The sequence below is a fragment of the Micromonospora sp. NPDC005299 genome, from assembly GCF_042872345.1.
In the GTDB taxonomy this organism is placed as follows: Bacteria; Actinomycetota; Actinomycetes; order Mycobacteriales; family Micromonosporaceae; genus Micromonospora.
On the sequence record NZ_JBIAKG010000014.1, the window covers coordinates 54,715 to 73,067 of the forward strand.

Genomic DNA, 18,353 nt, shown 5'->3' on the forward strand with positions numbered 1-18,353 from the left:
CTCGTGTCGAGGTGGGTCAGCGGGCGCCGAGGTGGGCGAGCAGGTCCTGCCGGGTCAGCACGCCCTTCGGCTTGCCGTCGACCAGCACCAGCGCGGCGTCGGCCTTCTCCAGCAGCGCGACCGCCTCGCTCACCGGCTGGCCGCCACCGATCATGGGCAGCGGGTCGGCCATGTGCCGCTCGATCGTGTCGTGCAGGTGGGCCTGGCCGGTGAAGAGCGCGTCGAGCAGGTCCTTCTCGGCGATCGAGCCGGCCACCTCGCCGGTCACCACGGGCGGCTCGGCCTTGAGCACCGGGAGCTGGGAGACGCCGTACTCGCGCATGTAGTCGATCGCGTCGCGGACCGTCTCGGTCGGGTGGACGTGCACCAGCTCGGGCAGGCCGCCCGGCTTGCCGGCGAGCGCGGCGGCCACGGTCGGCTCGGTGCCCGAGTTGTCCAGGAAGCCGTAGCGGGCCATCCAGGTGTCGTTGAAGATCTTCGACAGGTAGCCCTTGCCGCTGTCCGGCAGCAGCACCACGACCACGTCGTCCGGGCCGGCCTTGCGGGCCACCTCCAGGGCGGCCACCACGGCCATGCCGCAGGAGCCGCCGACCAGCAGCCCCTCCTCACGGGCCAGCCGCCGGGTCATCTCGAAGGACTGCTTGTCCGACACCTCGACGATCTCGTCGGCCACGGCCCGGTCGTAGGTCTCCGGCCAGAAGTCCTCGCCGACGCCCTCGACAAGGTAGGGCCGGCCGGTGCCGCCGGAGTAGACCGAACCCTCCGGGTCCGCGCCGACCACCCGGACCCGCCCCTCGGACGCCTCCTTCAGGTAGCGGCCGATGCCGGAGATGGTGCCGCCGGTGCCGACGCCCGCCACGAAGTGGGTGAGCCGCCCCTCGGTCTGCTGCCAGATCTCCGGCCCGGTGGTCTCGTAGTGCGAGCGCGGGTTGGCCGGGTTGCTGTACTGGTTGGGCTTCCAGGCGCCGGGGATCTCGCGGGCCAGCCGGTCGGAGACGTTGTAGTAGGAGCGCGGGTCCTCCGGCGCCACGGCGGTCGGGCAGACCACCACCTCGGCGCCGTACGCCCGCAGCACGTCCTGCTTGTCCTGGCTGACCTTGTCGGGGCAGACGAAGACGCACTTGTAGCCCTTGAGCTGGGCGACGAGGGCCAGCCCGACGCCGGTGTTGCCGCTGGTCGGCTCGACGATCGTGCCGCCCGGCTGGAGCAGCCCGGCCTTCTCGGCGTCCTCGACCATCCGCAGCGCGATCCGGTCCTTGACCGAACCGCCCGGGTTGACGTATTCCACCTTCGCCAGCACGGTCGCCTGGATGCCCTCGGTGACGTTGCGCAGGCGTACCAGCGGGGTGTTGCCGATCAGGTCGACCACGTTGTCGTAGTACTGCACCTCGTTGTGCCCTTCGTTGCGCCGCCGTCGTGGGGCGGCCGGAAAGTCGTCAGTTCGTCGCCCAGGGTACGTGCCGTCAGGGCCCCACATGCCCCGGGATGACGGACCTGCGACGTGCCTCCCACTCCAGGAAGCGCTCGGTCTCAGCGAGCACGCTGCCGGCCAGCCAGGTGACCATCACCGCGTCGTCGGCCAGGCCGAAGATCGCCAGCGGGATCTCCGGCAGCAGGTCGATCGGCGAGACGATGTACGCCGTGGCCCCGGCCATCAGGGCCAGCCGCAGGCCGCCGTCGTACTCACCCCGGGCGGTAGCCCGGATCATCCGGGGCAGCGCCGCCAGCCGGGCGCCCAGCGACGGCCCACCCCGGGCCCCGGCCGCCAGCGCCCGGGCCAGCGCGGTGAAGGCCGCGCTCCGCTTCAACGTCTTACCCATCTCCTCGCCCCTTTCCGCTCGACCAGGGTGCGGGCCCGGCGCAAGCCCGCCCCTGACCTACCGGTACCCGGAACCGTCCCGTCCCAGCCGTGACGATCACGGGGAGAGCGGGTGTCGTGGCGGCGCGATAATGTCGGTGCATGGGGGACGCTGGTTCCGTCGTGCCGGGCGGCTGGCAGCGCGCCCGGCGGATCGCCCGCGTGACGGCGATCGGCACGGGCGCCACGGTGGCGGCCACCGTCGTCACGGGCGGGGTGCTGCTCGGTCAGGCCCGCCAGGCCCGGCGCACCATCCCCATGGCCGAGGCGCCCCCGCCACGCTGCGACGGCGTCTACGGCGCGAAGTTCCCCGGCCCGCCGATCACCGTGGTGATCCTCGGCGACTCCTCGGCCGCCGGCTACGGCGTGCACCGCCGCCGGGAGACCCCGGGCGCGCTGCTCGCCACCGGGCTGTCCCGCCGGCTGCACCGGCCGGTCCGGCTGCACCGGTTCGCCGTGGTGGGTGCCCTGTCCACCGGGCTGAAGCCGCAGGTCGAGTCGGCTCTTGAGGTCGAACCGGACATCGCGGTCGTCCTGGTCGGCGGCAACGACGTCACCAACCGCACGCCGCTCTCGGTGGCCGTGCGCTACCTGGTCGACGCGGTTCGCACGCTGCGGGCCGCCGGCTGCGAGGTGGTCGTCGGCACCTGCCCCGACCTGGGCGCGATCCGGCCGATCCAGCCGCCGCTGCGCTGGCTGGCCCGACGCTGGAGCCGCCAGCTCGCCGCCGCCCAGACGGTGGCGGTGGTCGAGGCGGGCGGCTGGACGGTCTCCCTCGGCGACCTGCTCGGGCCGCGGTTCGCCGCCGAGCCGACCCGGATGTTCGCCTGGGACCGGTTCCACCCGTCCGCGGAGGGGTACGCGGTCGCTGCGGCGGCACTGCTGCCCACCGTGCTGTCCGCGTTGGGCGCCGGCCAGGAACGCCGGTCCTTGCTTGCCGTCGCGGAAGGCGTACGGTCGCTCCCCGAGGCGGCCCAGGAGGCGGCCCGGCACGCCGGCACCGAGGTCAGCGGCGCCCAGGTCCGGGGCCGCGAGCGCGGGCCCGGTGGGCGCTGGGCGCAGCTTCGGCGACGGGCCTTCTTCGGCGTCGGCGCGGTGCCCCAGCCCGGTGCCGCCGCCGACTCGGCCCAGGTGGAGGGGCTGGCATGAGCGGGGCAGCGGAGGCATCATCAGCAGGCACAACGTGTGCCATGCTCATGTCGACGCCGTTCGCCACGAGCAGACCGGCCCACGGGCCGTGGGAGCTGGGGAGGTGTCGTCATGACCGAGCGTAACGAGCTGGCGGTCCGGCTTGGTCGGGCCGCCGCGCTCTCCCTGCTCGCCGGCACGGTGGGCGGGGCGGTGGTCCTCGCCGGGCAGGCCATCGCCGCCCGCAGCCGGGAATACGCCCAGCCCGAGCTGGGCCTCGCGCTGCGCGCCACGGTCGGCCGGGCGGACGCCCCGCCGCTGCGGCTGGTGCTGCTCGGCGACTCGTCGGCGCTCGGCGTCGGCGTCGAACGCTTCGAGGAGACCATCGGCGGCCTGCTCGCCCAGCTGCTGAGCGAGGGATCCACCGGCCGGCGGGTGCACCTGTCCAGCGTCGGGGTGTCCGGCTCCCGCTCCACCGACCTGGCCACCCAGGTGGCCCGGGCGCTGCTCGGCGAGCGGCCCGACGTGGCGGTGATCCTGATCGGGGCGAACGACGCCACCGGGCTGGCCCGCCCGGCCGACGCGGCGGCCTACCTCGGCTCGGCGGTGCGCCGGCTACGCGAGGCGCACGTCGAGGTGGTCGTGGGCACCTGCCCCGACCTCGGCGCGGTCCGCGCGGTCGCGTCCCCGCTGCGGCAGGTGCTCGGCTGGGCGGGGCGACGGATGGCACGTGCCCAGACGACCGCCGTGCTCGACGCCGGGGGCAGCGTCGTCGACCTGGGCACCGAGACCGGCCCGGTGTTCCGGGCGGACGCCGGCACCCTCTGCCACGACGGCTTCCACCCCTCCGCCGACGGCTACCGGGTCTGGGCGCACGCCCTGCTCCCGGCGGTCGAGGCGGCCGCCGCGGTCGCTTACCGGCACCACCACTGAGCCCCGGCGGGGTGACATTTCCCGCCCGCCGCGCGGCTTCCGCCACAAGTTACCGGCGGGTTAACGTTGGTTCATGCCGATTGAGTCGCCCCGCGACGCCGTCATCGTCGCCACCGCCCGGTCCCCCATCGGCCGCGCGTTCAAGGGTTCCCTGCGGGAGGTCCGCCCGGACGACCTCGCCGCCACGATCGTCCAGGCCGCCCTCGACAAGGTCCCGGCGCTCGATCCCACCACCATCGACGACCTCTACCTGGGCTGCGGTCTGCCCGGCGGCGAGCAGGGCTTCAACATGGCCCGGGTGGTCGCCACCCTGCTGGGCCTCGACGGCCTGCCCGGCGCCACGCTGACCCGCTACTGCGCCTCCTCGCTGCAGACCACCCGGATGGCCATGCACGCGATCCGGGCGGGTGAGGGCGACGTCTTCATCTCCGCCGGCGTCGAGACCGTCTCCCGGTACGCGCGGGGCAACTCGGACACCCTTCCGCCGGAGGCGCAGGCGCTGGTCGGCGGCGGCTGGGAGAACCCGCGCTTCGCGGCGGCGCGCGAGCGCTCCGCGGCCCGGGCCCAGGGCGGCGCCGAGGTGTGGACCGACCCGCGCGAGGCCGGCCAGCTTCCCGACATCTACCTGACCATGGGGCAGACGGCGGAGAACCTCGCCCAGGTCCACGACGTCACCCGCGAGGACATGGACGCGTTCGGCGTCCGCAGCCAGAACCTCGCCGAGAAGGCGATCGCGGACGGCTTCTGGGCCCGCGAGATCACCCCGGTCACCACGCCGGACGGCACCGTGGTGAGCACCGACGACGGCCCGCGCCCCGGGGTGAGCCTGGAGGCCGTGGCCGGCCTGAAGCCGGTCTTCCGCCCGGACGGCCGGATCACCGCCGGCAACTGCTGCCCGCTCAACGACGGCGCGGCCGCCGTGGTGATCATGAGCGCTCAGCGGGCGCAGGAGCTGGGGCTCACCCCGCTGGCCCGGATCGTCTCCACCGGCGTCACCGCGCTGTCGCCGGAGATCATGGGCCTCGGTCCGGTCGAGGCGTCCAAGCAGGCGCTGAAGCGGGCCGGCATGACCATCGACGACGTCGACCTGGTCGAAATCAACGAGGCGTTCGCCGCCCAGGTGATCCCGTCGTACCGGCAGCTCGGCATCCCCGAGGAGAAGCTGAACGTGATGGGCGGCGCGATCGCCGTCGGCCACCCGTTCGGCATGACCGGCGCCCGCATCACCGGCACCCTGCTCAACGCGCTGGAGTGGCACGACAGGACCATCGGTCTGGAGACCATGTGCGTCGGCGGCGGCCAGGGCATGGCCATGGTGCTCGAACGCCTGAACTGAGGCCGGTTCCCCGCAGCACGAGCCGGGTACGGGAGGCGCCATGGCGACCGTCGTGGAACGCGAACGCAAGTACTCCGGCGACGAGGGATTCCGGCTGCCCGACCTGACCGGGTGCGGTGGCGTCGCGACGACGTCCGACGCCACCGCCCTCGACCTGGACGCGGTCTACTGGGACACCGCCGACCTGCGGCTGGCCCGCAGCGGCTACGCGCTGCGGCGGCGGACCGGCGGGCACGACGCGGGCTGGCACCTGAAGGTGGGCGCGGTCGGCGGCGCGCGCACCGAGCACCAGTTCCCGGCCGGGCCGGAGGACGCCGAGCCGCCGGCCGAGCTGGTGGCGCTCTTCCGCGGCGCGTCCCGTGGGCGCCCGGTCGCCCCGGCCGCGCGGGTCGTCACCCGCCGCCGGGAACGCCGCCTGCTCGACGCGGCGGGCCGCCCGCTGGCCGAGGTGGCCGAGGACGACGTCCACGCCGAGGACCTGGTGAGCGGCGAGCGGCAGGCCTGGCACGAGCTGGAGATCGAGCTGGTTGAGGGCGACGAGGCGCTGCTCGACGCCGTGGACGACCGGCTGCGTGCGGCGGGCGCCCGGACGGTACCGGTCTCGAAGTCGCACCGCGCGCTGGGCGGCCGGCTCGCCGCCACCCGGCCGACGCCCGCCGACCCGGCGGCCGCGCCCGTGGTCGACTACCTCACCGCCCAGCGCGACACGCTGGTCGGCCACCATGCCGGCGCGCTCGGCGGCGACGAGGACGCCGTGCACGACATGCGGGTGGCCGTCCGCCGGCTCCGCTCGACGCTGCGGACCTTCCGGGGGCTGTGGGACCGGGCGGAGAGCGAGCAGGTGCGGGCGGAGCTGCGCTGGCTGGGCGCGCAGCTCGGGCCGGTCCGGGACGTCCAGGTGATGGCCGCCCGGCTGGCCGACGCGGTCCACGCCGAACCCGCGGAGCTGGTGCTCGGCCCGGTGCCGGCGCGGTTCGCCGAACGGTTCGCCGCCGACCTGGCCACCGCCCTCGACGGGCTGCGTGCCGCGCTCGGCTCCGACCGCTACACCGACCTGCTGCGCCGCCTGGACGCGCTGGTGGAGGGGCCGACCGCGGGCGGCGTACGGCCCCGCTGGGTGACCCGGCGGGTGCGCCGGGCGGTGACCCGCTTCGACGAGCGGCTGGACCGGGCGCTGGTGGGCGGGGACGACACCGCCCTGCACGAGGCCCGCAAGGCGGGCAAGCGGGCCCGGTACGCCGTCGAGGTGCGCAGGCCCCCCGCGAAGCTGGTGGACCGGTTCAAGGACCTCCAGGACGCGCTCGGCGCGCACCAGGACTCGGTGGTGACCCGCGAGGTGCTGCGCGAGCAGGCGCTGCGGGCGTACGCCGACGGGGAGAACACGTTCACCTATGGCCTGCTGCACGCCCGGCAGGCCGCGGTGGCCGACCGGGCCGGGCCGGCGCTGGCGAAGGCGCGCGAGCGGGCCCGCCGCCGGAAGGTGCGGCGCTGGCTGACGGGTTGAGCGCCGGCTAGAGCGCGGACCGGGTCCGGGCGACCGCGGTGGCTGCCCCGGCCAGCACGGGCTCCGGCGCGCCGGCCGCCAGCAGGTCGGCGGCGACCACCCGGAGCTGATCGGGCAGGGCCAGGTCGCTGGGGAGACGGGGCACCTCGCGGCGCGGCTCCCCCTCGGCGTCGGCCGCCAGGTTGGCGATCTCCTGGACCAGTTTGTGCACCAGGTCGGCGCGGGACACGTTGCCGCTCTCGGCCGCCGCCGACCAGCGCGGCTGCTCCCAGTGCCCGACCTGTCGGACCAGCAGCGCCACCGCCCGGTCCAGTTCCGCTGCGCTCATCGCGGCCGAGTCTACGACGGCTCCAGGTCGCCGAGCCCGCGTTGTCGTACGGTCAGCGGCGGACGTAGCTGAGCAGGCGCAGGATCTGCCAGTACAGGAAGATCAGCCCGACCAGCAGGCCGAAGGCACAGAACCAGGCGTACCGGCGGGGCAGGCCGTTGCGGGCGGACCGCTCGACCAGGTCGAAGTCGAGGACGAAGCTGAGCGCCCCGGCGATGATCGCGACCACCGAGAAGAGGTACGGCAGCCAGCCCACCCGCGCGGAGAGGCTGTAGACCTCGACGCCCTGCCGCCCGGTGAACAGGTAGGTGACCAGGTTGACCAGGCCGATCGCCACGATGCCGATGAGCGTGCCGACGACCAGCCGGGCCAGCCGCGGGGTGGCCCGAATCAGCCGGGCCCGGTAGAGCAGCGCCATGCCGAGGAAGACCCCGAACGTGCCGACCACCGCCTGCGCCACGATGCCGGGGTAGACCAGCTCGAAGGCCCGGCTCGCCACGCCGAGCAGCAGCCCCTGGAGCACCGCGTACCCGGCGATCAGCGGCGGGTTGGTGAGCTGCTTCAGCGAGATGACCAGCACGAGCGCCAGGCTGGCCAGGGCGCTGCCGGCCAGCGCCGCGGAGATCCACACCGCCTGCGGCACGACCACCCAGGCCACCGCCGCGGTGACGCCGGTGAGCAGCAGCAGCCCGACGGTCCGGCTGACCACGTCGGCCACCGTCATCGTGTCGGCGGCCCCCAGGCCGAGCACCTGCCGGTCGCTCCGGCCGACGTCGTCCAGCCGGTCCAGCACCGGGTTGGCACTGCGCACCGCGACCTCCTCGCGCCGACGTACCCGGCTCCACTCTGCCCCGGGCGGCCCGGCGGCGACGGGCAAACGACGACGCCCGCCGCCGCGGGCGCGGCAGGCGGGCGTCGCAGGTCGGGCGGGGTTGGTCAGTCGTCGCCCTGGAAGTAGCTGAGCAGCCGGAGGATCTCCAGGTAGAGCCAGACCAGGCCGACCACGATGCCGAACGCGGCCGTCCAGGAGTAGCGCTGCGGGAGCCCCATCCGGACGCCCTCCTCGATCTCCGCGAAGTTGAGCACGAAGCTCAGCGCGGCGACCACGATGCAGACCAGGCTGAACCCGATGGCCAGCGGGCTGCCGTCGCGGAGGTGGGTGTTGACGCCGAAGAGCGCGAGCACCAGGTTGATCAGCATGACGCCGAAGAGACCCGCGATGATCGCCACCATGATGCGGGCGAACTTCGGGGTGGCCCGGATGATCCGCGCCTTGTAGATCACCGCCATCAGGAAGAAGACGCCGAAGGTGGCGACCACCGCCTGGAGCACGATGCCGTCGTAGAGCGTGTCGAACGTCTTGCTGACCATGCCGACGAAGACGCCCTCGACGATCGAGTACGCCACCACGAGCGCCGGGTTGGCCATCCGGGAGAACGAGATGACCAGGCCGAGGACCAGGCCGACCACCGCGGCGCCGATCCAGGCGACGCCGGTCAGGGCGTCGGGCACGAGCACCCAGGCCGCAGCGGCGGAGGCGCCCAGGATGCCGAGCATCAGCACCGTCTTGACGACCACGTCGTCGAGGGTCATCGGGGTCACGGTGGGCGGGGCCGCCGGGTAGCCGTGGCCGGTCGGGTACGGCTGCTGCTGCGGGTACTGCTGGTACTGCTGCGGATATCCGGGCTGACCGTACGGCCCGGGCTGGGCGTACCCGGCCGCCCGCTCCCGCTCAGCCGCCTGGCCGAGCCGGGCGAGCACCGGGTTCGAGGTCTTCACTTCTCAGGCCTCCCTCAGGGGGTCGATGCACGTGAACGTGCCTCTCCAGGGTAAACGCGGGGGCAACGCCGCGCGCCGCGCGAAGCTGTGGGAAAGCTGAGAGTGTGGTGCCCGGGGCGGGGGTCGAACCCGCACGCCTTTCGGCAGCCGCTTTTAAGGCGGCCGTGTCTGCCGTTCCACCACCCGGGCGGGTGACACCGGCGCGTCGACACGCGGCGGTGCAGATCTCACCGTAGCGGCTGCGTCGCGGCCCGGCGTACCCCGCGGGGCCCGGCCGATATGGTCGAGGCCGTGACCAGCGCCGCCCGCACGGCCCCCGGGCCCGACCGCGACCAGGCAGTCCGACTCGACCCGGCGGTCCGACCGGGCCGGGCGGCCCGGCTGCTGGCCGCCGGCCGCCGGCACCGGGCGGACCTGCTGGCCGGCCTGCTCTTCGCCGCGCTCGCCGGCTGGCTCACCCACGGGCTGTGGCCGGCGCCCGGGCAGCGGGTGCTCGCCCTCAACCCGGCCGACCAGACCCTCTACGAGTGGCTCCTGACCGTCGACTCGCGCGCCCTGCTCGGCGACTTCGGCCTGATCACCGACCGGCTGAACGCGCCGGACGGGGTCAACCTCATGACCAACACCACGGTCATCGCGCTCGGCGTGCTGCTCGCCCCGGTCACCCTCGTCCTCGGGGCACCGGTCACCTTCGCCCTGCTGGCCGCGGCCAACCTGGCCGGCACGGCGCTGGCCTGGTACCTGCTCCTCACCCGGACGCTGCGGGCCCGCCGGCTCGCCGCCGGGCTCGGCGCGGCGCTCTGCGGCTTCGGCCCGGGCATGGTGTCGCAGAGCAACGCGCACCTGCACATGACCGCCCAGTGGCTGGTCCCGGTGATCGTCTGGCTGGTGATCCGGCTGCTCCGCGCCGCCGACCCGGCCGGCCGCCCGGACGGCCCGGACCGCCGCCGGCTGGCCACCTCGGCGCTCGGGCTGGCCGCCGCCGTCACCCTCCAGGTCTTCGTCGGCGAGGAGGTGCTCTTCCTCACCGCGCTCACCCTGCTGGTCATGGCCGTCGCGTACGGGCTGACCGACCGGGCGCTGCTGCGCCGGGCGCTGCCCGGCTTCGCCGGCGGGCTGATGTGCGCCGCCGGGCTGGCCCTGCTCGTGCTGGCGTACCCGCTGTGGCTCCAGTTCGCCGGGCCGCAGGGCGTCTCCGACGGGATGTTCAGCCCGCACTACTTCTCCGCCGACCTGACCGGCTGGACCCGGCTCTCCGCGCTGACCGTGCTGGGTGGCGCCGACGCGGCCCGGCTGACCACCGGCCCGGCCGAGTTCAACACCTTCCTGGGCAGGCCGCTGCTGCTGGTGGCCGTCGGGTGCGCCGCCTGGCTGGGCCGGCGCGCCCTGGTCGTCGCCTGCCTCGCCGGGGCGCTGGTCATGGCGGCGCTCTCGCTGGGCCCCGAGGTGGTGGTCGGCGGGGAGCGGACCGGGGTGCCCGGCCCGTACGCCCTGCTGGCCGGCCTGCCGGTGGTGGAGGGCGCGCTGCCGATGCGGTTCGGCCTGGCGGTGCTGCCGCTGGTCGGGACGGTGCTCACGCTGGCCGTACACCGGGCGCTGGGCGAGCGGGGGCCGGCCCGCCGGCTGGTCCCCGTCGCAGTCGGCGCGGCCCTGCTCAGCGTCTTCCCCGCGCCGCTGCCCACCACCGACCGGCCGCCGCTGCCCGAGTTCGTCAGCGGCGGGCACTGGCGGCAGTGCGTACGCCCCGGCGGGGTGCTGGTGCCGGTGCCCACGGCCACCCCGAAGGACCCGTGGCCGATGCGCTGGGGCACCGCCGCCGACGCCGCCTTCGGCATGCCGGAGGGCTTCTTCATCGGCCCGTACGGCCGCAACGGCTCGGCCACCATGGGCACCTGGCAGCGCCCCACCTCCGCCCTGCTGGCCGACGTGGCCAAACGGGGCGTGGCGCCCGCGGTGGGCGACCGGCAGCGCCGGCAGGCCACCCGGGACATCGAGTTCTGGGGCGCCTCCTGCGTGGCGCTCACCGACGACGCGCCGCACGCCGAAACCCTGCGCCGGACGTTGGAGCAGCTCTTCGGGCCGGGCACCCGGATCGCCGACGCCTGGACCTGGCGGTTCTGACCGCGGAAACGGCGAAGGGCCCCTCCCGTACGGGAAGGGCCCTTTCCGGTTGTCTCAGACGCGCGCGCCGACCGGCGGGGCGGACGCCTCGGCGAACTCCTCGCGCGGGTCGTGCAGCTGACCCAGGGCGACCACCTCGCGCTTGAGGAAGAACGCCAGCGACCAGTCGACCACGACCCGGACCTTGCGGTTGAACGACGGGATCCGTGACATGTGGTAGGTGCGGTGCATGAACCAGGCCGGCCAGCCGGTCATCTTCACGCCGTAGACCTGCGCCACGCCCTTGTGCAGGCCGAGGCTGGCCACGCTGCCCACGTGCTTGTGCTTGTAGTCGACCGGCTCGCGCCCGCGGATCACGTTCGCGATGTTGTCGGCCATCCGGGCGGCCTGCCGGACCGCGTGCTGCGCGCTGGGCGAGCAGAAGTTGCCCGGCTCCTTGGTCAGGTCCGGCACCGCGGCGCAGTCGCCGGCGCTCCACGCGCCCTCGACCACCCGGTCGCCGTCCACGATCTGGAGGGTGGGCAGGCAGGTGACGCGGCGCCGCTCGTCGCGCGGGAAGTCGGTCGCGTCGAGCATCGGCGACGGCTTGACGCCGGCCGTCCAGACGATCGTGTCGGACGGGAAGCTGGACCCGTCGGAGAGCTTCGCCACCCCGTCGACGCAGGACTCCAGCCGGGTGTCCAGGCGGATGTCCATGTTCCGCTTGAGCAGCTGCTGCACCGTGTAGGCGCCCATGTCCCGGTCGACCTCGGGCAGCACCCGCTGGGTGGCTTCGACCAGCACCCAGCGCATGTCCTCCGGCTTCAGCTCCGGGTAGTAGCGCAGCGCGTCCCGGGCCATGTCCTCCATCTCGGCGAGCGCCTCGATGCCGGCGTAACCACCGCCGACGAAGACAAACGTCAGCGCACGGCTGCGCACGTCCGGGTCGGTGGTGGCGGCTGCCACGTCGAGCCGGTCCAGCACGTGGTTGCGCAGGAAGATGGCCTCACCGATGGTCTTGAACCCGATGCCGTGTTCGTGCAGGCCGGGGATCGGCAGGGTGCGGGAGACCGAACCGGGGGCAACCACCACGTGGTCGTACTGAATCTCCCGGGTCGGGCCGCTGATCGGCTGCACGACGGCGGTCTTGCGGTCGTGGTCGATCCGGGTGACCGTGCCGGCCACAACCTTGCACTTGCGCAACTCCCGCCGCAGCGGCACCACAGCGTGCCGCGGGGAGATGTTGCCCGCCGAAGCCTCCGGGAGGAACGGCTGGTAGGTCATGTGTGGCTGCGGGTCGACGACGATGACCTCGGCCTCACGGGAGCTCAGCTTCTTGGACAGGCGCAGAGCGGCGTACAGGCCCACGTGCCCGGCACCCACGACAAGGATCCGCTTCGGATTCACGTCATCTATCTTTCCCCGGGCGGCTCGGGTAATCCCGATCGAGACCCTCTTCTGTGACGGAGCACAACCCCTGTGACCTGCGCAACTTCCCGGATCGTCCCGTTATCTGCGACGCAGGAGCCAGGCCAGGAGGCCGCTCAGACCCACCGCGACCAGCAGCCCGGCCACCGTCGCCGCCTGGGAACCCCGGTCCCCGCCGACCCCGCCGAGCCAGGCCAGCACGATGCCGAGCACGGCGGCGGCCAGCACCACCCCGCCGGCCCGGGCCAGCCAGCGCAGCACCAGATCCGGGTCGACCACCGCGTCGTAGGGCAGCAGCGCGGCCAGCGCGCACAAGGTGTGCGCCAGGTAGAGGAGGGTAGCCACGGCGAGCAGCCGCCACAGCGCCGGCGGCCGGTCGAAGCCGAGCGTGGCGAGCAGCCAGCCGCCGACGGTCACCAGCGCGGCGAAGGTCGGCCAGACCCGGCGCGGACCGAACGCCGGCAGCCCCGCCACCACCGTGAGGGCCAGCAGCGACCGCGGGGTGAAGGCCTGCACCGGGTACGCGATCAGAAAGCCGACCAGCACGGTGAAGAAGATGCCGGCCCGTACCAGCAGCGGCGTCGGGCTGACCCGCCCCACCGCGTACCGGAGGGCACGGACCCGCTCCGTCAGCCCCTCGACCAGCTCGTTCATCGCATTCCCGCCTTGGGTGCGGTGGCCAGGCGGGCCACGTCGCGCAGCACCTGGTCGAGGCTGCCGGCGCCGGCCCAGCGCACCACCGGCACGCCGTGCTCGCGGAGCTGACCGATCATCGTGTCCCGGTCCAGCCGCCACAGCCGGTACGCCACCTCGGCCCAGCCCCGGTCCTTCGGCACCGGCAGCTCGGCCGGCAGGGTGTCCACCGCGACCACGAACCGCCCGCCCCGGGCCATCCGGGCCAGCATCTGCGCCGAACGCTCGTCGAGCAGCGGGGTGAGCACCACCACCAGCGCGTCCGAGGAGAGCAACTGCGGGCCGAAGACCTGGTCGTACGGCTCGTGCGGGGAAGACTCGGCCGTCACGTCGAGCAGCCACTCCAGCACGGTCAGGTACTGGCGGCGGCCGGTGGCCGGACGCAGCCGGCGGGCGGCCGGACCGTATTCCAGCAGCGCCACCCGGTCACCCCGGTGCAGGTAGTGCTCGGCGATCGCGGCGGCCGCCCGGACGGTGGTGTCCAACACGGACGCCGCCCCGCGTACGCCGCCGGAGCGGCCCGCCTCGGCCAGCACGTCGAGCAGCACCACCACCTCGGCGTCCCGGTCCGAGAGGGTGGCCGCCACGTGCAGCTGGCGGGCCCGCAGCGAGACCCGCCAGTCGATCCGGCGCAGCCGGTCCCCGGGCGCGAAGACGCGCACCCCGGCCAGCTCGCCGCCCTCCCCCGGCCGGCGCGAGTGGTGCGCGCCGACCAGCCCGGCGGCCCGGGGCATCGCCTCGACCGCCTCGAACGGCTCGGTCATCGGGTAGACCCGCATCCGGACCGCGTCGGTGACCACGGCCCGCGACACGAGCAGCCCGTCCGCGGCGGCGACCCGGGCGCCGGCCGGCCCGATCGGGTGCCGCCCCCAGCGCAGCGCCGTCCCGGCCAGTTCCAGGTCCACGGCCGAGCTGGACGGCACCGAGGTGACGAAGGGCCGGTCGGCGCCGCCGGAGCGGCTCACGTCCACCCCGGTCCCGCCGAAGCCGACCTTCTCCACCCGCAGCCAGCGCGACATCCGCGTCCGCACCACCGCCACGTCGTAGGAGACGGTGTCCGGGTTGGCGACCGCCACCGTGGCGGCCATCGGGGTGCCCTCGACCAGGTGCGCGTCCGCGACGCCGATCTCCAGGTCGGGCAGGGCGGTGGGCCGGCGGCGGAGCGCGTACGCGGTGCCCAGCGCGAACGGGGTGGCCAGCACGACCAGGTCGATCCGGCCGAGCAGCACCGCCGCGACCAGCAGCAGGCCGGTGAGCAGCACGGCCCGGCCGAGCGCCCGGGTGGGCGCCCAGCCGCTCGACGGTTCCGGGCGGTCGCTCATCAGCGCCCGGACGGCCCGGCCGCGTAGCTGGGCAGCGCGCCGCTGGCCGGGGCGGGCGTGGACTCCAGCACCTCACCGACCACGAAGGACGGATCCACCCGGCGCAGCCACATCTCCGGCCGCAGGGTGATCCGGTGCGCCAGCGCGGGCACCGCCACCGCCTTGACGTCCTCCGGCACCACGTAGTCCCGGTTGGCGAGCACCGCGCGGACCCGGGACAGCAGCAGCAGCGCCAGCGAGCCGCGCGGCGAGGCGCCGACCAGCACGGACGGGTGCTCCCGGGTGGCCGCGGTCAGCGCCACGATGTACCGGCCGATCGAGTCCTCGACGACCACGTCCTCCAGCGCGGCCTGCATGGCGCGCAGCGTGCTGGCGTCCACCACCGGCTTGATCTCGGCCTCCTCGCGGCGGCGGGCGATCCGGCGGCGCAGCACCTCCCACTCCTCGTCGTGGTTCGGGTAGCCGAAGGAGACCCGGAGCAGGAACCGGTCGAGCTGCGCCTCGGGCAGCGGGTAGGTGCCCTCGTACTCGATCGGGTTGGCGGTGGCGAGCACGTGGAACGGCTCGTCCAGCCGGTAGGTGACGCCCTCCACCGAGACCTGCTTCTCCTGCATCGCCTCCAGCAGCGCCGACTGGGTCTTCGGCGGGGTCCGGTTGATCTCGTCGGCGAGCAGCAGGTTGGTGAAGACCGGCCCGGCGCGGAATGAGAAGTCGCCGCTGCGCTGGTCGTACAGGAAGGAGCCGGTGACGTCGGCGGGGAGCAGGTCCGGGGTGAACTGGAGGCGGCGGAAGTCCAGCCCGAGGGCCTGCGCGAACGACCGCGCGGTCAGCGTCTTGCCCAGGCCGGGCAGGTCCTCCAGCAGCACGTTGCCGCCGGCCAGGATGCCGGCGAGGACCAGCTCCAGCGCCTCCCGCTTGCCGACCACGACCGTGCCGACCGCGTCCAGCACCGCGCGGGCCAGCCGGCCGACCTCGGCGGGGGGCATCGTGCGGTCCACGTCGTTCATCACAGCTTCTCCAGTTCGGCGACGATCGCCGCGAGGTCGCGCGGCGACGGGGGGCGGCGGGCGGGGGTGGCGAGGAACGTCCACAGCGGCTCGCCCAGCAGGGTGCGGGCGCGGGCCGGATCGGACTCGCGGGTGACGCCGTGCTTCTGGCGCAGCCGCTCGTCGGCCAGCTCGCCGAGGCGGGGAAGCACCCGCTCGGTGAACCGCTCCCGGTTGCCGGAGCACCAGTCCAGCGGGCGTTCCCACTTGTTGATCGCGGCGCGCAGCGCGTCCCGGGCGGACCAGTTCCAGGTGCCGGGCTCCTCGCCGGCCGGGGCGCGGGCGCCGGCCCGGGACGGCGGCGGGGGCGACAGCTCGGCGGTGACGCGGCGGACGGCGAGCACGGCGAGCACGCCCGCGACGATGACCCAGAGCGAGACCTGAAGGCCGACCGTACGCAGCCCGACGACGACCACCGCCGCGATCGCGGCGGTGACCGCGAGGGTGCGCAGCACCCAACGCACCCGACCGCCGCCCGGCTGCCGCGCCTCCTCGGCGGGCTCCTCGGCGAACGAGAGCAGGTCGTCGATGCTGGTGCTCACGGCATCATCTTCGTTCGCGACTGCGGGGCTCGCAGAACCGGCTCACTCCTCGCGCTCACGGCCGCGCCCCCTCGCTGCTGGCCACCGTGGTCAGCTCACCGCGTAGCCGGCGCAGGGCGGCCCGCGCCTGGTCGCGCATCCGCTCGTCGACCGTGTGAGTGGCGTACCGGGCCTCGCGGTAGACGTGCGCGAAGCCGTCGAGCACGTCGGCGCTGGCGATCGCCGAGACTCCGGCCGCCGGATCGCCGCGCAGCAGCCGGCTGACCAGGTCCGTGGGGGTGTCCCCCGCCCACCGGGGCACCCCGGCCTCGTCGGCGGCCTCCTCCAGCCGGACCCAGCAGGCGATCACCGCCGTGCGCGGGTCGGTGGACCGGTCGTCCAACTCCACGAGGCCGGCGTCCAGCGCGGCCACCACCTCACGGGCGGTGCCCTCGGCGGTGCGCCGGGCCCGCTGCGTGGGCACCGCGCGGGTCGTCCGGCGCAACGCCCCGCCGACCACGGTCCAGAGCACATACCCGACCGCGGCCAGCACGGCCGCGCCGAGCAGCACGATGGCGGCGGTGACGAGCCAGCCGGGGATGCCGCCCGAGGTGGGCGGGCCGAACTCCCGGGGCTCGACGGTGATCGAGGGCTCGGCCTCGGCGGAGGGATAGTCCGGCACGTACGGGATGGTGTCCGCGGCGGGCGGGATGCGGCTCGCCCCGATGGCCGAGTGGCCGGCGGCGAGCGCACCGACGGCGAGCAGCAGGGTCACCGCCGCGACCGGCCACCATCTGCGCAGCACGCCGAGGTCCATCCCACCGCCCCACGCATTCCTCAGTCCACCCCGGCCAGGTCCTTCGCCCGGGCGAACACGTCGTCCAACATCGCTGGTGTCAGCCGTCCGGTGAAGGTGTTCTGCTGGCTGACGTGGTAGCAGCCGAGCAGAGCCGGTGCGGACGTGCCGGACCAGTGTGCCCCATGGCCGAACGCCGGGCGCGGAGTGGGCGGGCGCTGTCCGTACACATGGCGCAGCACCGGCCACCACGCGGCCCAGGCGAACGCGCCCAGCGCGACCACGACGCGCAGGGTGGGCCGGATCAGCGTGACCTCGCGGTGCAGCCACGGCGCGCAGGTGTCCCGCTCGGCCGGGGTGGGCTTGTTGTCCGGCGGCGCGCAGCGCACGGCGGCGAAGATGCGGGTGTCCCGCAGGGCGAGGCCGTCGTCGGCGGACACGCTGGTCGCCTGGTTGGCCAGCCCGGCCCGGTGCAGCGAGGCGAAGAGCACGTCGCCGGAGCGGTCCCCGGTGAAGATCCGGCCGGTGCGGTTGCCGCCGTGCGCGGCGGGCGCCAGGCCGAGGATGCCGATCCGCGCCTCGGGCGGGCCGAAGCCGGGCACCGGCCGCCCCCAGTAGTCCTGGTCGCGGAAGGCCGCCCGCTTGACCCGGGCCACCTCCTCCCGCCAGACGACCAGCCGGGGGCAGGCGAAGCAGTCGCTCACCGCGCCGTCGAGGTCGGCCAGGTCGGTCGCCCGCGCGGCGCGGGCGACCACCTCGGCGGGGGTACGCGACTCAGCCAAGCTTGGCCCGGAACAGTTCCAGCGTGCGGGCCCAGGCGGTGGCGGCGGCCCGCTGGTCGAAGTGCTCCGGCCGGTCCTCGTTGAAGAACGCGTGCGCGGTGCCCGGGTAGTCGTAGGTCTGGCAGGTGCCGCCGGCCGCCTCGATGGCCCGGCGGACGCTCTGCACCCCGTCGGCGGCGGAGAGGCCGTCCGCCTCCGAGCAGTGGACGAGCGCGGCCTTGCCCGCGTAGTCGGCCCAGTCGGCGCGCATGCCCTCCCAGGGCAGCCGCGGGTAGAAGCCGGCGGTGGCGACGATCCGCTCGGAGAAAGTGCCGGACCAGAGCGCCAGGCTGGCGCCGGCGCAGAACCCCGCGCAGCCCACCTTGCCGGCGACCTCGGGCCGGTTGGCGAGGTATTCGGCGGCCGCCGCGATGTCGCTCGCCGCCTCGTCCATCTGGGTGCTGTTCAACATCTGCCGGGGCTCACTCGGCTTGCTCGCCGGGCCGCCGTGCCGGAAGTCGGGCGCGAGCGCGACGAAGCCGGCCTCCGCGAAACGGTCCACCACCGCCCGGACGTGGGGCACCAGGCCCCACCAGTCCTGGATGACGATGACCGCTGGGCTGGCCGCACCGCCGGAGGGTATCGCGAGATACCCCTCGCTCGTCCCCCCGTTGCCGGTGAAGCTCACCATCTCGCCCATGGGCCCGTCCTCCTAGCGGTCAGTCATCGTTGGCTGGTCGCACAGTGGGTGTTACGTGCGGGTAGCGTGCCACGCGCTCACCGGCCCGGGGAAGACGAAAGAACAGTGGCCTTCACCTCC

Annotated in this window: 18 protein-coding genes and 1 tRNA gene; 5 read left to right on the plus strand and 14 right to left on the minus strand. The window is 74.5% G+C overall.

Annotated elements, in window-relative coordinates:
* Window positions 1-16: 16 nt before the first annotated feature.
* Window positions 17-1,387 (minus strand): cystathionine beta-synthase, encoded by a 1,371-nt coding sequence (locus ACFYPD_RS29815; RefSeq protein ID WP_387120653.1) that lies wholly within the window; start codon window positions 1,385-1,387, stop codon window positions 17-19.
* A 76-nt stretch (window positions 1,388-1,463) separates the two neighbouring features.
* Window positions 1,464-1,820, minus strand: coding sequence for a YkvA family protein (locus ACFYPD_RS29820; protein ID WP_387120656.1), 357 nt, complete (start codon window positions 1,818-1,820; stop codon window positions 1,464-1,466).
* A 140-nt stretch (window positions 1,821-1,960) separates the two neighbouring features.
* Here ACFYPD_RS29820 and ACFYPD_RS29825 point away from each other — a divergent pair, with 140 nt between their 5' ends.
* From ACFYPD_RS29825 to ACFYPD_RS29840, 4 genes are all read left to right on the plus strand, one after another.
* Window positions 1,961-3,007: an SGNH/GDSL hydrolase family protein gene (locus tag ACFYPD_RS29825; protein ID WP_387120659.1), complete on the plus strand. Its 1,047-nt coding sequence runs from the start codon at window positions 1,961-1,963 to the stop codon at window positions 3,005-3,007.
* A gap of 111 nt (window positions 3,008-3,118) precedes the next feature.
* Complete coding sequence (locus ACFYPD_RS29830) at window positions 3,119-3,919, plus strand: SGNH/GDSL hydrolase family protein (protein ID WP_387120662.1); 801 nt, start codon at window positions 3,119-3,121, stop codon at window positions 3,917-3,919.
* A gap of 73 nt (window positions 3,920-3,992) precedes the next feature.
* Window positions 3,993-5,255, plus strand: a complete 1,263-nt coding sequence (locus tag ACFYPD_RS29835; RefSeq protein ID WP_387120665.1) for an acetyl-CoA C-acetyltransferase — start codon at window positions 3,993-3,995, stop codon at window positions 5,253-5,255.
* Window positions 5,256-5,295: 40 nt separating this feature from the next.
* Window positions 5,296-6,759 (plus strand): CHAD domain-containing protein, encoded by a 1,464-nt coding sequence (locus ACFYPD_RS29840; protein WP_387120668.1) that lies wholly within the window; start codon window positions 5,296-5,298, stop codon window positions 6,757-6,759.
* Window positions 6,760-6,766: 7 nt separating this feature from the next.
* Here the strand turns inward: ACFYPD_RS29840 and ACFYPD_RS29845 are convergent, their stop codons facing one another.
* The 4 genes from ACFYPD_RS29845 to ACFYPD_RS29860 form a co-directional block, all read right to left on the minus strand.
* A complete protein-coding gene (locus ACFYPD_RS29845; RefSeq protein WP_387120670.1) occupies window positions 6,767-7,087 on the minus strand; it encodes a hypothetical protein in 321 nt (106 codons plus the stop codon).
* 52 nt (window positions 7,088-7,139) lie between these two features.
* The gene (locus tag ACFYPD_RS29850) at window positions 7,140-7,898 is read right to left on the minus strand and encodes a Bax inhibitor-1/YccA family protein (RefSeq protein WP_387120673.1); all 759 of its coding nucleotides are present in this window, start codon (window positions 7,896-7,898) and stop codon (window positions 7,140-7,142) included.
* Window positions 7,899-8,023: 125 nt separating this feature from the next.
* Window positions 8,024-8,866 carry a Bax inhibitor-1/YccA family protein gene (locus ACFYPD_RS29855; RefSeq protein WP_387120676.1) on the minus strand — a complete coding sequence of 281 codons (843 nt, stop codon included), beginning with the start codon at window positions 8,864-8,866 and terminating at the stop codon, window positions 8,024-8,026.
* Between the two features lie 105 nt (window positions 8,867-8,971).
* A tRNA-Leu gene (locus tag ACFYPD_RS29860) sits at window positions 8,972-9,055 on the minus strand.
* Between the two features lie 90 nt (window positions 9,056-9,145).
* On the opposite strand from ACFYPD_RS29860, the gene ACFYPD_RS29865 reads away from it, so the two are divergent.
* The gene (locus tag ACFYPD_RS29865; RefSeq protein ID WP_387120679.1) at window positions 9,146-10,987 is read left to right on the plus strand and encodes a hypothetical protein; all 1,842 of its coding nucleotides are present in this window, start codon (window positions 9,146-9,148) and stop codon (window positions 10,985-10,987) included.
* A gap of 54 nt (window positions 10,988-11,041) precedes the next feature.
* Here ACFYPD_RS29865 and ACFYPD_RS29870 read toward each other — a convergent pair whose 3' ends face one another.
* From ACFYPD_RS29870 to ACFYPD_RS29905, 8 genes are all read right to left on the minus strand, one after another.
* A complete protein-coding gene (locus ACFYPD_RS29870; RefSeq protein ID WP_387120682.1) occupies window positions 11,042-12,373 on the minus strand; it encodes an NAD(P)/FAD-dependent oxidoreductase in 1,332 nt (443 codons plus the stop codon).
* 102 nt (window positions 12,374-12,475) lie between these two features.
* Entirely contained in the window at window positions 12,476-13,048 is a 573-nt protein-coding gene (locus tag ACFYPD_RS29875; protein WP_387120685.1) for a hypothetical protein, read from the minus strand.
* Window positions 13,045-14,409, minus strand: a complete 1,365-nt coding sequence (locus tag ACFYPD_RS29880) for a DUF58 domain-containing protein (protein ID WP_387120688.1) — start codon at window positions 14,407-14,409, stop codon at window positions 13,045-13,047. The genes ACFYPD_RS29875 and ACFYPD_RS29880 overlap by 4 nt, the downstream gene beginning before the upstream one ends.
* Window positions 14,409-15,416 carry an AAA family ATPase gene (locus tag ACFYPD_RS29885; protein ID WP_387120691.1) on the minus strand — a complete coding sequence of 336 codons (1,008 nt, stop codon included), beginning with the start codon at window positions 15,414-15,416 and terminating at the stop codon, window positions 14,409-14,411. Before ACFYPD_RS29885 ends, ACFYPD_RS29880 begins: the two co-directional genes overlap by 1 nt.
* Window positions 15,416-15,997: a hypothetical protein gene (locus ACFYPD_RS29890; RefSeq protein ID WP_387120693.1), complete on the minus strand. Its 582-nt coding sequence runs from the start codon at window positions 15,995-15,997 to the stop codon at window positions 15,416-15,418. Before ACFYPD_RS29890 ends, ACFYPD_RS29885 begins: the two co-directional genes overlap by 1 nt.
* 55 nt (window positions 15,998-16,052) lie before the next feature.
* On the minus strand, window positions 16,053-16,793 hold the full coding sequence (locus ACFYPD_RS29895) for a DUF4129 domain-containing protein (RefSeq protein WP_387120696.1): 741 nt from the start codon (window positions 16,791-16,793) through the stop codon (window positions 16,053-16,055).
* A gap of 20 nt (window positions 16,794-16,813) precedes the next feature.
* Complete coding sequence (locus ACFYPD_RS29900) at window positions 16,814-17,527, minus strand: uracil-DNA glycosylase (protein ID WP_387120823.1); 714 nt, start codon at window positions 17,525-17,527, stop codon at window positions 16,814-16,816.
* Window positions 17,528-17,546: 19 nt separating this feature from the next.
* A complete protein-coding gene (locus ACFYPD_RS29905) occupies window positions 17,547-18,233 on the minus strand; it encodes a dienelactone hydrolase family protein (RefSeq protein WP_387120699.1) in 687 nt (228 codons plus the stop codon).
* Window positions 18,234-18,353: the final 120 nt, after the last annotated feature.

Coding starts and splice junctions, on each gene's coding strand:
- ACFYPD_RS29830 (WP_387120662.1), top strand. CDS start 3,119: ATGACCGAGCGTAACGAGCTGGCGGTCCGGCTTGGTCGGGCCGCCGCG.
- ACFYPD_RS29865 (WP_387120679.1), top strand. CDS start 9,146: ATGGTCGAGGCCGTGACCAGCGCCGCCCGCACGGCCCCCGGGCCCGAC.
- ACFYPD_RS29875 (WP_387120685.1), bottom strand. CDS start 13,048: ATGAACGAGCTGGTCGAGGGGCTGACGGAGCGGGTCCGTGCCCTCCGG.
- ACFYPD_RS29885 (WP_387120691.1), bottom strand. CDS start 15,416: ATGAACGACGTGGACCGCACGATGCCCCCCGCCGAGGTCGGCCGGCTG.
- ACFYPD_RS29840 (WP_387120668.1), top strand. CDS start 5,296: ATGGCGACCGTCGTGGAACGCGAACGCAAGTACTCCGGCGACGAGGGA.
- ACFYPD_RS29845 (WP_387120670.1), bottom strand. CDS start 7,087: ATGAGCGCAGCGGAACTGGACCGGGCGGTGGCGCTGCTGGTCCGACAG.
- ACFYPD_RS29825 (WP_387120659.1), top strand. CDS start 1,961: ATGGGGGACGCTGGTTCCGTCGTGCCGGGCGGCTGGCAGCGCGCCCGG.
- ACFYPD_RS29905 (WP_387120699.1), bottom strand. CDS start 18,233: ATGGGCGAGATGGTGAGCTTCACCGGCAACGGGGGGACGAGCGAGGGG.
- ACFYPD_RS29835 (WP_387120665.1), top strand. CDS start 3,993: ATGCCGATTGAGTCGCCCCGCGACGCCGTCATCGTCGCCACCGCCCGG.
- ACFYPD_RS29880 (WP_387120688.1), bottom strand. CDS start 14,409: ATGAGCGACCGCCCGGAACCGTCGAGCGGCTGGGCGCCCACCCGGGCG.
- ACFYPD_RS29820 (WP_387120656.1), bottom strand. CDS start 1,820: ATGGGTAAGACGTTGAAGCGGAGCGCGGCCTTCACCGCGCTGGCCCGG.
- ACFYPD_RS29895 (WP_387120696.1), bottom strand. CDS start 16,793: ATGGACCTCGGCGTGCTGCGCAGATGGTGGCCGGTCGCGGCGGTGACC.